The 13,292-nt window shown below is 67.1% G+C and carries 13 protein-coding genes; 6 read left to right on the top strand and 7 right to left on the bottom strand.

Going from position 1 to position 13,292, the window contains the following annotated elements; translation table 11 throughout:
- Positions 1-138 precede the first annotated feature (138 nt).
- The 3 genes from A9976_RS12985 to A9976_RS12975 are packed head-to-tail and all read left to right on the top strand — an operon-like array spanning position 139 to position 3,576.
- Positions 139-1,044 carry an SDR family oxidoreductase gene (locus A9976_RS12985; RefSeq protein ID WP_183019352.1) on the top strand — a complete coding sequence of 302 codons (906 nt, stop codon included), beginning with the start codon at positions 139-141 and terminating at the stop codon, positions 1,042-1,044.
- Positions 1,041-2,546 carry an acyl-CoA synthetase gene (locus A9976_RS12980; protein WP_183019351.1) on the top strand — a complete coding sequence of 502 codons (1,506 nt, stop codon included), beginning with the start codon at positions 1,041-1,043 and terminating at the stop codon, positions 2,544-2,546. The genes A9976_RS12985 and A9976_RS12980 overlap by 4 nt, the downstream gene beginning before the upstream one ends.
- A gap of 52 nt (positions 2,547-2,598) precedes the next feature.
- Complete coding sequence (locus tag A9976_RS12975) at positions 2,599-3,576, top strand: tripartite tricarboxylate transporter substrate binding protein (protein ID WP_183019350.1); 978 nt, start codon at positions 2,599-2,601, stop codon at positions 3,574-3,576.
- Positions 3,577-3,607: 31 nt separating this feature from the next.
- Here A9976_RS12975 and A9976_RS12970 read toward each other — a convergent pair whose 3' ends face one another.
- The 3 genes from A9976_RS12970 to A9976_RS12960 form a co-directional block, all read right to left on the bottom strand.
- Entirely contained in the window at positions 3,608-4,522 is a 915-nt protein-coding gene (locus A9976_RS12970; protein ID WP_183019349.1) for a LysR family transcriptional regulator, read from the bottom strand.
- Between the two features lie 162 nt (positions 4,523-4,684).
- A complete protein-coding gene (locus tag A9976_RS12965) occupies positions 4,685-5,689 on the bottom strand; it encodes a tripartite tricarboxylate transporter substrate binding protein BugE (protein WP_183019348.1) in 1,005 nt (334 codons plus the stop codon).
- Between the two features lie 46 nt (positions 5,690-5,735).
- The gene (locus A9976_RS12960) at positions 5,736-6,695 is read right to left on the bottom strand and encodes an alpha/beta fold hydrolase (RefSeq protein ID WP_183019347.1); all 960 of its coding nucleotides are present in this window, start codon (positions 6,693-6,695) and stop codon (positions 5,736-5,738) included.
- A gap of 132 nt (positions 6,696-6,827) precedes the next feature.
- On the opposite strand from A9976_RS12960, the gene A9976_RS12955 reads away from it, so the two are divergent.
- Both A9976_RS12955 and A9976_RS12950 read left to right on the top strand, forming a co-directional pair.
- Positions 6,828-7,763 carry a LysR family transcriptional regulator gene (locus tag A9976_RS12955; RefSeq protein ID WP_183019346.1) on the top strand — a complete coding sequence of 312 codons (936 nt, stop codon included), beginning with the start codon at positions 6,828-6,830 and terminating at the stop codon, positions 7,761-7,763.
- Between the two features lie 355 nt (positions 7,764-8,118).
- Complete coding sequence (locus A9976_RS12950; protein ID WP_183019368.1) at positions 8,119-8,520, top strand: hypothetical protein; 402 nt, start codon at positions 8,119-8,121, stop codon at positions 8,518-8,520.
- A gap of 32 nt (positions 8,521-8,552) precedes the next feature.
- On the opposite strand, the gene A9976_RS12945 is transcribed toward A9976_RS12950, so the two are convergent.
- Complete coding sequence (locus A9976_RS12945) at positions 8,553-9,737, bottom strand: FAD-dependent oxidoreductase (protein WP_183019345.1); 1,185 nt, start codon at positions 9,735-9,737, stop codon at positions 8,553-8,555.
- A gap of 117 nt (positions 9,738-9,854) precedes the next feature.
- Positions 9,855-10,832, bottom strand: a complete 978-nt coding sequence (locus A9976_RS12940) for an AraC family transcriptional regulator (RefSeq protein WP_183019344.1) — start codon at positions 10,830-10,832, stop codon at positions 9,855-9,857.
- Positions 10,833-11,014: 182 nt separating this feature from the next.
- Here A9976_RS12940 and A9976_RS31415 point away from each other — a divergent pair, with 182 nt between their 5' ends.
- A complete protein-coding gene (locus tag A9976_RS31415; RefSeq protein ID WP_259649200.1) occupies positions 11,015-11,137 on the top strand; it encodes a hypothetical protein in 123 nt (40 codons plus the stop codon).
- 46 nt (positions 11,138-11,183) lie between these two features.
- Here the strand turns inward: A9976_RS31415 and A9976_RS12930 are convergent, their stop codons facing one another.
- Both A9976_RS12930 and A9976_RS12925 read right to left on the bottom strand, forming a co-directional pair.
- The gene (locus tag A9976_RS12930) at positions 11,184-12,224 is read right to left on the bottom strand and encodes an iron chelate uptake ABC transporter family permease subunit (protein WP_183019343.1); all 1,041 of its coding nucleotides are present in this window, start codon (positions 12,222-12,224) and stop codon (positions 11,184-11,186) included.
- Entirely contained in the window at positions 12,221-13,291 is a 1,071-nt protein-coding gene (locus tag A9976_RS12925) for an iron ABC transporter permease (RefSeq protein ID WP_183019342.1), read from the bottom strand. Before A9976_RS12925 ends, A9976_RS12930 begins: the two co-directional genes overlap by 4 nt.
- Between the last annotated feature and the right edge of the window lies 1 nt (position 13,292).

The following is a 13,292-nucleotide window of genomic DNA, read 5'->3' as shown; positions in this document are numbered from 1 at the left end:
CAGGACTGCTTCGTCAACTGGCTGTGATCACAGCCCGAAACCCCGCCCATTGTTTCCACCACGGAACCAACCGCGTTCCACCACCGTCCTTTGCCAGCCGCCCCTGTCTCCCTAGAGTGAAAGCAAAAGGAGACAAGCATGTTCGAAGCCAATCTATTCCAGGGCCAGCGCGTCCTGATCACGGGGGGCGGCACGGGGCTGGGCCTGGCCATGGCGGCCAAGCTGGCGGAGCTGGGCGCCGAGCTGCACCTGTGCGGCCGGCGGCGCTCCGTGGTGCAGCAGGCCTGCGAGATGCTGAGCAACGACACGGGCGCACAGGCCTTTGCGCATGAACTCGACATTCGCCAGCCCGAGGCCGTGCACACCGTCATCGACCGCATCTGGGCCGAACACGGCCCGCTGACCGGCCTGGTCAACAACGCGGCCGGCAACTTCGTCAGCCGCACCGAAGACCTGAGCATCAACGGCTTCCATGCCATCTCGGACATCGTCTTCCGGGGCACCTTCTACGTCACCCAGGCCGTGGGCCGCCGCTGGATCGCCGAAGGGCTGCCGGGCTCGGTGCTGTCCATCGTGGTCACCTGGGTGGACACGGGCTCGCCCTTTGTCGTGCCTTCGGCCATGTCCAAGGCCGGGCTGGACGCCATGACCAAATCGCTGGCCGTGGAATGGGGTCCCAAGCGCATACGGCTCAACGCGATTGCGCCAGGTGTGATCCCCACCCCAGGCGCCAGCCAGCGCCTGCGCCCCAGGATCGACGGCAACGAGGACTCGGCCGACCGGCGCCGCCTGGACAACCCCACGCGCCGCCTGGGCACGGACGAGGACATCGGCAACATGGCCGCCTTCATCCTGGCCCCTGCCAACACCTGGCTCAATGGCCAGACCATCACGCTGGACGGCGGCGATGCCCTGGCCAACGGCGCCTACTTCACCGAATACCAGGCCTGGGACGATGCCGACTGGGCGCATGCCCGGCAAATGGCCAAGGCGGCCAACCAGCCCCACGTCAAGGATGCGGAGCAGGAGGCATCGCCCACATGAGCACTGCCGCCACGCCCCAATCCATCCTGGTCTTCGAACAGCGCACGCTGACGCCCGCCGACCAGCTGCAACGCGGCCGCCAGTTGGCCCAGGGCCTGCGCAGCCTGGGCCTGGCCGAGGGCGACGTGCTCGCCGTCTTCCTGCGCAACGGCATCGAATACGCCGACGTGGTCCATGCCTGCCGCATCGCGGGCATCTACTACTGCCCCATCAACTGGCATTTCACGGCCACGGAGATCGACTACATCCTGGCCGACAGCGGCGCCCGCGCCCTCATCACCAGCCAGGACCTGCTCGACGGCCTCAAGGGCGAACTCTATGCGGACCTGCCCCGGCGCGTCGCCCACGCACGCGAGCCGGAGCAGGACTACGAAGCCTGGCTGGCCGCCCAGGCTCCTTACGAGGGCCCGCCCGTGGCGCCGCGCGGCCACATGGCCTATACATCCGGCACCACGGGCCGCCCCAAGGGCGTGCTGCGCAAGGCGTTTCCCGTGGAAGAACTGCCCCGGCGCCTGGCCGTGAACCAGGCGCTGATCGCCACCGCCTACGGCCTGCAGCCCGGCGCGCGCACCCTGCTGACGGCGCCCATCTACCACAGCGCGCCCAGCCTGTACTTCCAGAACGCGCTCATGCTCAGCGAGCTGGTGGTGCTGGAGCAGCGCTTCGACCCCGAGCGCTTCCTGCAGCTGGTGCAGGAGCACCGCATCGACACCGCCTACATGGTGCCCATCATGTACGTGCGCCTGCTCCGGCTGCCGCGCGAGGTGCGCGAGCGCTACGACATCTCCTCGCTGCGCTTCATCGCCTCCACCGGCTCGCCCTGCGCGCCCGAGGTCAAGAAGGCCATGATCGAGTGGATGGGGCCCATCATCAACGAGACCTATGCCTCCAGCGAGTCGGGCCTGGTCACCTTCATCGGCTCCGCCGACGCCCTCACCCACCCCGGCAGCGCGGGCCTGCCGCTGCAGGACGCCGAAGTCCGCATCCTCGACAGGCAGGGCCAGGGCCTGCCCACGGGCGAGGTGGGCCTGATCTACGTGCGCCAGCCCGCCTATGCCGACTTCACCTACAAGGGCAATGAAGAGGCCCGCCGCAAGATGGACCAGGGCGGCCTCATCACCCTGGGCGACATGGGCTACCTGGACGGAGAAGGCTTTCTCTACGTCTGCGACCGCGACTCGGACATGGTGATCTCCGGCGGCGTGAACATCTACCCGGCCGAGATAGAGAACGAGCTGCTCAAGCACCCCGGCATAGCAGACTGCGCCGTCATCGGCGTGCCCGATGCCGAGTACGGCGAGCGGCTGCTGGCCCTGGTCGAGCCCGGCCAGTCAGGCAAACTATCAGAGGCCGAGCTGAAAGAATGGCTGCGCGGCCGGCTGGCGGCCTACAAGCTGCCGCGCAGCTTTGTCTTCCAGCGCCTGCCCCGCGATGACAACGGCAAGATCGCCAAAAGAAAGCTGCGCGACGCCCACTGGGGCGCGACGCAGCGCAAGATCTGAACCTGCCACCACCGGCAGATAACGGCAGAAACGACAGAGAAGGAGACAACGCATGAACAAGGCCATCGCACTGCTGCTCGCCGCTGCGGCCACCGCAGCCGCCGCCCCCGGGTTCGCCCAGTCCGACTATCCCAGCAAGCCCATCAAGCTCATCGCCCCGTATGCGCCGGGCGGCTCGGTCGACGTGCTGGCCCGCACCCTGGCCACGCACCTGTCCACCGAGCTCAAGCAGTCCGTGGTCGTGGAGAACCGGCCAGGCGCCAACACCATGATTGCCGCCTCGGCCGTGGCGCGCTCGCCCGCCGATGGCTACACCCTGCTGCTGGCCAGCAATGCCAGCATGGTGCTCAACCCGCTGCTCTACAAAAAGCTCAGCTACAACCCCGACCGGGAGCTGAAGCTCACCAACATCCTGGCCGAGGCCCCGCTGGTGCTGGTCACCAACAGCCAGACCGGCATCAAAAACGTGGCCGACCTCAAGGCCTACTCCAAGGCCCACGCGGGCAAGCTCAACTACAGCTCGGTCGGCCTGGGCAACCCGCTGCAGCTGACCACCGAGCTGATCAAGTCCCGCCTGGACGTGGCCGCCACCCACATTCCCTTCAACGGCAGCGCGCCGGCCCTGACCGCCCTCATGGCCAACGACACCCAGCTCATGGTGGACGTGGCCGGCACCTCCCTGCCCCACATCAAGGCCGGCAAGCTGGTGGCCATTGCCACCACCGGGCCCGAGCGCTCGCAGTTCCTGCCGCAGACGCCCACCATTGCCGAATCGGGCGTGCCGGGCTTCAGGGCCTCCACCTGGTTCGGCATTGCCGTGCCCGCAGGCACGCCAGCCGACGCACGCAACACCCTGCAGGCCGCCGTCAACAAGGTCATGCTCAACCCCGCGTTCGCCAGTGCCCTGGGCAACCAGACCCTGGCCGCCAGAAAGCCCCAGACCCAGGCCCAGCTCGACGACTTCCTTGCCGCAGACGGCCAGATGTGGCGCAAGGTGATCGCGGACAACGCGATTGCGCTGGAGCACTGAAGTACGGCTGAAGTACGGAAGACCTGAAGAACTAAGGGCCTGACACGCCAGCCTGCTCCACGAAGCGCAGCAGGCTGGCCCTGAGGAACTCCGTCATCACCTTGACCGCATGCGAGGGCCGGCGGTCCTCGGCCGTGATGATGTACAGCCGGTCGCCCAGGCCGGACACCGTCCAGTCCGGGCACACGCGGTGCACCGCGCCCGAGCGCAGCTCGTCCGCCACCATGTAGTTGGGCAGGGTCGCCACGCCGCTGCCCCTGAGCATGGACTGCTTGAGAAAGGGGAAATGCTCGCTGGTGATGCAGGGCTCGCACTTCAGCGCAATCTCCTGCAGCCCTTTCTTCACCGAGACGGCATAGGTCTTGCCGTCGCCGGGCGGCGTCAGCAGCACGCCGTGGGGAATCTCGGCAGGGTCGTGGAACGGCCGTGCCTTGGCATAGGCGCTGCTGGCATACAGGCCAAAGCCCACCGGGCCCAGGTCGCGCGCCACCAGATGCTCCTGCACGTCGCGCGCCACGCGCACGGCCACATCGACCTGGGCGCTCATGGGATCGGTCACACGGTTGGAAAACAACACGCGGATGCGCACCTGCGGGTGCCGTTTCTGGAAGGCCAGCAGCATGTCGGCCAGGTACAGCTCGCCCAGGCCCGTGGGAATGCTCAGCCGCACCGAGCCCGTCACCACCTGCTGCAGCGCATCGATGGCGCCCTGCGCCGCCTCCACCTCCTGGATGATGCTGCGCCCGTGCTCGTACAGCACCTCGCCGGCCGCCGTCAGCAGGAAGCTGCGCGTCGTGCGGTGCAGCAGGGTCACGCCCAGCGCCGTCTCCAACGCCTTGAGCTCCTTGCTCACCTTGGAGCGCGTGATGTCGCGCTTGCGCGCCGCAGCGCTGAGGCTGCGCGCGTCCACGATCTCTACGAAGTTCTGGATGAGGTTGATGTCCATGGCTTGAGGGGGCAGGTCAGGCGGCCCGCAGCGTGCGTGGCCTTGTGCGCGGCCTCGGGCAACGCGCCCGGGCCACCAACCCCGGACTATGGCACCGCCGCAATGCCCGGCCCGGTCACGGGCGTGCGTTGGGACCCAGGGCTTTCCCCGGTGCCCGCCGCATCAGTCCAGGCTGATCTGCGACGAAGAGGCCACCTGCTTCCAGGTCGACACGTCCTTGGCGATCACCGCGCCGAACTGCTCCGGCGTATTGGCCACCACCGTGCCGCCCAGCTCCGCCAGGCGCTGGCGCAGTTGCGGATCGGCCAGGGCCTGCACGCTGGCCTTGTGCAGCCTGTCGCGGATGTCCCTGGGCAGGCCCTTGGGCGCCAGCAGGCCGTTCCAGGCCTGCACGGCGTAGCCGGGTACGCCGGACTCGGAAAAGGTCGGCACATCGGGCAGCTCGCTGCTGCGCTCGGCCGTGGCCACGGCCAGCGGGCGGATCTTGCCTGACTTGATGTGCGGCAGCGAGGCCGGCAGCGGCTCCCACAGCATGGACACCTGGCCGCCGATCAGATCGGTGAAGGCCGGGCCCGCGCCACGGTAGGGCACATGCATGATCTGCACGCCCGCCTTGGACTTGAACAGCTCCATGGCCAGGTGGCCCAGACCGCCCGCGCCCGAGGACGCATACGACAGATGGCCCGGCTGCGCCTTGGCCAGCGCGATCAGCTCCTTCAGATTGGCCGCCTTGACCGAGGGGTGCACGCTGAGCACGCCCGGCACCGTGATCACCTGGGTGATGGGCGTGAAATCCTTCACCGCGTCATAGGGCAGCTTGGTGTAGACGGCCGGATTCGTGCCGTGCGTGCTGGACGTGGCGCCCAGCAGCGTATAGCCGTCCGGCTTGGCATCGGCCACGAAGCGCGTGCCCAGCGAGCCACCGGCACCGGCCTTGTTCTCCACGATCACCGACGCGCCCAGCATCTTGCCCAACTGCTGCGCGAACAGGCGGTTCACCACATCGGCCGTGCCGCCGGGCGGAAACGGCACGATCAGGCGGATGGGCTCGGCCGTGGGCCAGCCTGCATCGGCTGCCAGGGCCGACTGCGCGGGCGCCAGGGCGCCCAGGGCCAGGGCCGCCGTGGTTGCAGACAGGCTGCGGATCATGAAATTGCGGCGTTGCATCGGATTTTTCTCCTCGTTGAAATTCTTCGGGACCAGCACTCTCCAGTCACCGGCCCAGGCGCTCCAGCCAGGCCAGCACCCGGCCCAGCACCTCGTCGCCATTGGTGTCCAGCATGCAGAAATGCGAATTGCCGGTGATGCCTGCGGCCGGCAGGTCCAGCACCTCGGCACGGCCGCCCAGGCGGCGCAGCAGCTGCCAATACACATCGGTCTGCGCGCGGTACTTCTGCCACTGCGGGCTGTGCGCGAAATGGTCGCCCCACACCGCCAGGTGCGGGATGGCCGAGGCAGGCGCGAAGGCATCCGCCCCCTGCTGACCCTGCTGCCCTTCTTGCACCGCCGGCATGCCCGTAGGCTCCACGCCCACCACGGCGCGCACCAGGTGCGGCTTGCGGCTGGCCGCATGCGCGGCAAAGCCGCCGCCCTGGCTGTGGCCCATCACCACGCAGGGGCCGAATTGCTCCAGCAAGGCGTCATAGGCCGCCATGGCCATGGCCTCGTGCCCCAGCCAGCGCGGCACCATCTGCCGCACCAGGGCGTCAAAATTCTCATGTGGAAACCGCTGGCCGACGAAGGGCTCGCCCACACCGTCGCCCGAGGGCGCGCCATGGCCTATGCGAAACAGCGTCCATGCCTCCTCGGCACTGCGGAACACGGGCGCCTCGGCATAGATCTCGGGAAACATCGCCCAGCCCGCGCGGCCACGCTCCACGGCATCGCAGACCACCACGTCATGGCCGGCCTCCAGCAGGCGCCACAGCCAGCCCTGGCGCCCATCGGGCGTGGACTCCCACTGCGCACCCGTCATGCCGCCGCCGTGCCACAGCAGCACGGGCAGAGGGCTGCGCGGGTGCGCAAGCCGGTACTCCATGGCGTACATCTGGCCCACGGCGTAGCTGCCATTCATGTCCAGCGGCCGCTCGCCGCCATTGCGCACCACTTCCCTGTGCTGGATCGGCAGATCCCGCACCGTGCGCTGCGCACCGCCAATGAAATGGCTTTGCATCTTCCTGAGGCAAACTTCAGGCATAACAGGGCTTCTCTCGCATGCCGCCATGCTAGGCATGCCCCGCCTTGGTGCTGTGCCGATTGCGGCGGGGCTGTGCCGGATCAGCACAGCCCTGCACCCACCCTACCCATGCACGAACTCAACCTCAAACTGCTGCAGGACCTGCAGGCCCTGGCCGACACCGGCAGCCTCTACAAGGCCGCCGAGCGCCGCCACATCACCCACCCTGCCTTTGGCCGCCGCATCCGCGCGCTGGAGGAATGGGCGGGCACGCCCCTGGTCGAGCGCGGCCACCAATCCACCACGCTCACGGCCGCCGGCAAGACGCTGCTGGCCTCGGCCCATGAAGTGCTGGGCATCCTGGAGCAGACCCATGGCCTGCTGCAGCGCCCGCACCGCACGCGCGACGAGACCATCACCATCGCGGCGGGCCGCACGCTCTCGCACACCGTCCTGCCGGGCATCATCACCGCCCTCAACCAGGCCATGCCCCAGCTGTGCTGGAAAGTGGTCACCACCAGCCTGGACTACGGCGTGGAAATGCTGCTGCAAGGCAAGGTGGACCTGCTCATGTGCCACGCCCAGCCCGCCATCGAAGGCAGCCTGCAGGGCCACCACCTGGCCTGGCTGCCCGTGGGCCAGGACACGCTGATCCCCGTCAGCATCCCCCTGGTCCCGCAACTGCCCAAGTACGCCCTGCCCGCCCACGGCGGCGGCCCGCTGGTGCCCTACCTGGACTACGCGCAAAGCATGTCCCTGGGCAAGATCCTGCGCAGCCACCTGCACGAACTGTGCGACACCACGCGCCTGCGCACCGTCTACGAGGCCGACCTGGCCGACTCCCTGCACGCCATGGTCCACCAGGGCCTGGGCCTGGCCTGGCTGCCGCTCACCCTGGTCAAAACCGACCTGACCGAGGGCCGCCTGGCCCGCGCGGCCGGGCCCGACAAGGACGTGCCCATCAACGTGCGGCTCTACCGGCGGCCTGCGGCGCAGAGCAAGCCGCTCACGCGCAGGGTGTGGACGGGGTTGGAGAATCTTTATGGGAGGAGTCAGAAGTCGTGAGGCGGGTGGCCCAACCCATGCGACTTCGCTGTTGCGGCTCTGAACGTCTGTAAATTTGAACGCCGCGCGCACTTGTTCACCCTGCCGGGCGGTTTCTTTTAGAGGCCGGGTCTCGGCCCGGCAGCCGACTGCCCTTTCTTGATTCGCCAAGAAAGGTCAGATCAAAGAAGGCGACCCCGGATGTCCGCGACCCCTTCGCTGCGCTGCGGGGCAACCTGCGCGGACAAACGGGAGGGGGAAGAGGCAGCAGGCGCAGGCAGCGGGCGCGCCCAGGACTTTCCCCTTGGCCCCGCCGCAGCCTTGAACTAGCATGGCCTGCACCGCCCCGGCCGGGGCGGCTCTCCTTTGGGCATTGATGAGCTTTCCCGTTCAGATTCCGATCCGAGTCCCCTGCCCTCCGGGCGCCTGCATCTGCGAGCACGATGCGCTGCTCGCCGACTCCATGGCCGACCAGCGCATCCTGCGGCTCACCAGGGAAGAGGAAAAACGCCTGCTGCAGCGGCTCGAACAGATCACCAGCCTGAGAGACCTGCGCCATGTGGAGCAGCGCATGTATGAGCAGCTCGGCATCCGCGTGCGCATCGAGCCCGGCGCCAGCGAAGTGCGCACGGTGCGCGGCATACAGATCGAGGTCCTGCCCATGCGCGGGCTGTGCAGCAAGACGCGGCAGGCGATTCCTGCGGCGATCCGGCGGGGGATGGAGAAGACGCCGGAGGTGGCGTTCGAGTTGTTGGATGAGGGCGGGTTGTTTGGGTGAGGGTTCTGGCGGTTGGTGGCGTGAACCCTCTGTCAGGAGCACTCCACCAACGGCAATTGGCCGCGTAAAGCATCCATCCGCGCGTAGAAGTCATCCACTTGCCGCTGCGCGGTGCGTCGCATTGTCTCATTGCGCAGGTTCAAAACAGTCTCATCTTCCTGCGCTCCAGCTTCGCCGACTTTGCGCGAGGTGTCCTGCACGAACTTGCACAGGGGGTAGCGCACTTCACCAAAGTTGCGCAGAGTCTCCTCCACGCGGTCGTCTTGCAATAGCATCTTTGCCAGCAGCACCGCATCTTCGAGAGCCATTGCTCCACCTTGCCCCATGAAGGGCGTGGATGCGTGTGCGGCGTCACCGATCATGATGATCCGGCCACGATGCCAAGGCAGTGGAGCTGCCACCTCCTCTACTGCCGTGTACAAGACCTCCGATTCGGCGCAGAGGGTATCCAAGAATTGACGCGCTGGCCCACCGAATTTTGCAAAGCGGGCTTTCATCAGCCTTGGCCAGTCCTCCCGCCCATACCATTGTCCGGCAGGCTCGGCTACCGTGCCGAACAGATACAGTTGCTCATCACTGATTGGCATGATGCCCAGGCGCTTGCCGGTGCCCATCATCATGATCTTGGCTGTGAGGTCTTTTGGCCGCCGGTGCACGCTACGCCAGACGCCGAGCCCGGTGTAGACCGGCTCCAGCGTGCCTGCAACCATTCGGCGAATCTCCGAACGAATTCCGTCCGCTCCAACAACGAGGTCGTACTGGCCCGAACTGCCGTCAGAGAAATCAATGGACACATGATCCACTCCATCCTGATCGATATGCAAGGCAGTGGTGCCCAGGCGTATATCAACGCTCAGTGCTCTAAGTCGACCAGCAAGGATGCGATGCAATTCAGCTCGGCGGATACCAACAATCGGCGCAACGCCCGGATGACAGGACGGGTAGAAAGTATCGACGATAGGCTCGCCGTGCTGGTCCATGTATATATTTCGGCCATCGGTGATAGCAAAGCCACTCGCCATGATCTCCGGCAATACCCCGAGGCTGCCTAGTGCCGCCAGTCCATTGTGATAGATAAAGATGCCGGAACTCTGGAATCTCCATTCCTGCTGCTTTTCCAGCATCGTCACCTTCGCTCCAGCTTGTGCCAATGCAATGGCCGATGCACAGCCTGCAATGCCCCCGCCCACGATCAGGGCGTTTTTCACATACTTCATACCTGAGTCTCCTTACTCGCCGCTGCTGGCGTTTGAGCAGGATTATTGGATTGAGGTCGGTGGAGGCTCAACCTCCAGAACACCGGATTTGGGTACTGATCGTCCGGATCGGCCGTGCTACAAAGCATCAGGTCGAGATGCGTCACGCTGGTACCGAGAGGGCGACACACCTATCCAACGTTGGAAAGTGCGGGAGAAAGCCTTCTCGGACGCGTAGCCTGTTGCCTCGGCAACTTCGGCGATCCGTGCGCGCGGCTGGCGGAGTCGTTCAGCGGCGAGGTTCATGCGAAATGCGCGCAGATACTGCATCGGAGGAACACCTAGCAGCGAACAAAAGCGCTCCGTGAATACGGTGCGCGACAAGTAAGCCAAGGCTGCGAGCTGGGCGATGTCCCATTGCTGTTGCGGAGCCTCGTGCATTGCCGCAACGGCACGGGCAATGCCTGAATCGTCTAGGATGCTGGGCGCATCCTGGCGTGCGGCAGCGGGCATACGCAGATACTCGCCCAGGATGTGCACAAGCAGTAGGTCACCCATACGTGCCGCTGATAACTGCCAGCCTGGACGTTGGGCAAGCGAGTCCTGTACCAGCAGCTCCATCGTGCTTGCCAACGTATGTGCCAGTCGCTGCTGATCGACACGCAACACGATCAGAGGGGGCAATTCCGCAGGGATAGTCCCTAAGTCGAGCGCTGGCATCCACAGGTGCAGGGAGAACAGATGTGTTGGCTGGGTGTCCCTATCATCAGCGCCATATTCCAGCTCTATCGGATGGTCGCCATGGGTGCCGATCATGTGCGCATTCAGCAGCTTGGCGAAGGGCTCGACACGATCACCGGGGTCCCGCATCGATGACACCGTGTGTGGAGTTCCGCGCGGCAGCATCACAATATCGCGCGGACCAATTTCGATGGGCGTACCTCGATCGGTGCAGATCCAGTACCCAGATCCGGTACACATGCGAATCAACGCCCCCTCGGCTCCAGACGAGTGCATCGCCCAAGGCGCGTGCAGCCGGAAACTGGCCGTCACGGCACGTTCGGCTTTGCATGCGGAAAGAATGCGGCTCAGGACGTCACGTGGTCCTTGTGTCATCGTCTGGATGAGTGGGATACAACGGAGATGTTGAATTTTAGTTCAGCGTCTCTCATGACTTGTTCCAGTCGCCGGTGCAGTCCAGTTCAAACGAGAACTCCTGGCCGAGAGCAGACGGCTGGTGACCATACGAAACAGCGCTGAATCGCTGGCGGAGTTCACAGGCAGTTGAAGCCCGGGTGATGAGCTGCGAGTACGAGGACCAGGCAGAGGTGCGCCGCAGCGAGGCGGCCAAGGTGGCTGCCGAAGAGGCCGGGCATGTGTACACCGTGGTGGGGCCTGGGGCGGCGCGGGGCGTCAGGTAGTCCCGGAGGCCATGGGTCTGCGCCCCGTTGCACCCTGCACGGCCGTCTATCCCTTGCGCGTGCGAAACAGCAGCCACAGCAGATACACCCCGCCCAGCAGCCCCGTCACCAATCCGATGGGCAGATGCAGGCGCACGGGTGCCCACTGGCTGAGCATGTCGGCCGCCAGCAGCAGAACGGCGCCCATGGCTGCCGCCGTGAACAGGGGCACGTCGGGCGACAGGCCCAGGCGCCTGGCCACCTGGGGCGCGGCCAGCGCGATGAAGGCGATGGGCCCCGCCGCTGCCGTGGCGATGGCGGTCAGGGCCACGGCAGCCATCACCATGGTGAGCCGCGTGCGCGGCACGTTGACGCCGAGCTGGGTGGCGGCATCGTCGCCCAGCTCCAGCAGGTTGATGCGCCGGGCGCACCACATCACGACGGGCACGATGGCGACAAAGCCCAGCGCGGCGGGCACGACATGCGCCCAGGTCCGCGCGCTGAGCGAGCCGGCCAGCCAGCGCTGCGCGGCGACGGCCCGGTCCAGATCCCCCATGACCAGCAAGATGGTGTTCAGGCCCGAGAGCGTGGCCCCCACGCCTATGCCCACCAGCACCAGCCGGTAGCCACCGCCAGCACGCCGGCCTCCGGACAGCGCAAGCACGACCGCCGCCGTGGCCATGCCCGACAGCACGGCGGCCAGCGATGTCCACAGCGGCCCGGCGTCACCCAGCACGATGAGCGCAATCGCCCCGCTGGCCGCGCCCGTGGTGAAGCCGATCACGTCCGGCGAGCCCAGCGCGTTGCGGGAGATGGACTGGAAGATGGCACCCGCCATGCCAAGCGACGCGCCCACGAAGACGGCCGTGAGGACACGCGGCAGCCGCACCCGCTGCACGATGCGCTCTGCTACGGGGTTGGAGCCCGTGCCCAGCAGGCTGTCGAGCACTTCGGCGGGGCCGAGGGACAGGGTTCCCGTGCCCAGCAGCAGCACACCCAGCACCAGGGCCAGCAAGACCAGCGCCATGCCCACGGCCAGCGGCCTGGGCCGCCAGAGAAACGAACAGGCTCCCCAGCGCACAACCGATGTGTTCACGGAGGTCTTCATAGCCTGCTCAATCGGTATCTGCACGCCACCCAGACAAAGAACGGCCCGCCGATCAGGCAGGCGACGATGCCCGCAGCCACTTCGGCAGGTGCCGCGACGACGCGGCCCAGCACATCGGCCCCCAGCAGCAGCACCGCCGCGTAGAGCGCGGACAGCGGCAATATCCAGCGATAGTCCGGCCCGGACGAGAGACGCGCAAGATGCGGCGCCACCAGGCCGACGAAGGCGATGGGGCCCACGGCCGCCGTGGCCGCCCCGGCCAGCAGCATGACCGCCAGGCAGGCCAGTTGCGCGGTGGCGCGCACATTGACGCCCAGCGCCAGGCCCACGTCATGCCCCAGCGCCATGGCGTTGAGCTGGCCGACGATGGCCCAGGCCGCCGCCAGCCCCGCCGCCACGGCGGCCGCCAGCACGGCAGCGCTGGCATAGCCGCTGCCCTCCAGGGAGCCGGCCGCCCAGTGCCGGAAGCCGTCGAAGACTTCCGGGGGCGCGTTGAGCAAAATGATGCCGGCGCTGGAGGTGAGCATGACCGACAGGCCGGCCCCGGCCAGGACCAGGCGCACCGGGTGCGCGCCCGCGCCACCCGCGCCCCGGGACTGGCCGAACGCGAAGACGGCGGCGCCCGCGAGCCCCGCGCCCGCAAAGGCGCACCAGACGTACTGGAGCACGGACGTCAGGCCGAAGGCCGTCATGCCGATGAGCACGGCCAGCGCCGCGCCCGCGTTGACGCCCAGCAGGCCCGGCTCCGCCAGGGGATTGCGGGTGACGGCCTGCATGAGCGCGCCGGCCACGCCCAGCGCCATGCCGGCGAGGATGGCCACCACGGTGCGGGGCATGCGCAGCAGGCTGACGATCAGGTGCTGGTCATCACGCAGGTCCGGAGCCCGCAGCGCGCCGAGGATGTCGGCCAGCGCAATGTCGCGCGAGCCGACGGTGATGCCGAGCACGGCGATGATGGCCAGCGCAAGCAGCCCGCCTGCAAGGCCCAGCCAACGCCTGCGGCGCAGGGGAGCGCGCGGAGCACGCGAGGCAGGCCGCGCCACCGCGCCTTGGAGCCGTGCATGCATG

Source organism: Delftia sp. UME58 (genome assembly GCF_014170385.1).
Classification (GTDB): Bacteria; Pseudomonadota; Gammaproteobacteria; order Burkholderiales; family Burkholderiaceae_C; genus Comamonas; species Comamonas acidovorans.
This window is presented reverse-complemented; position numbering and strand designations above follow the sequence as displayed.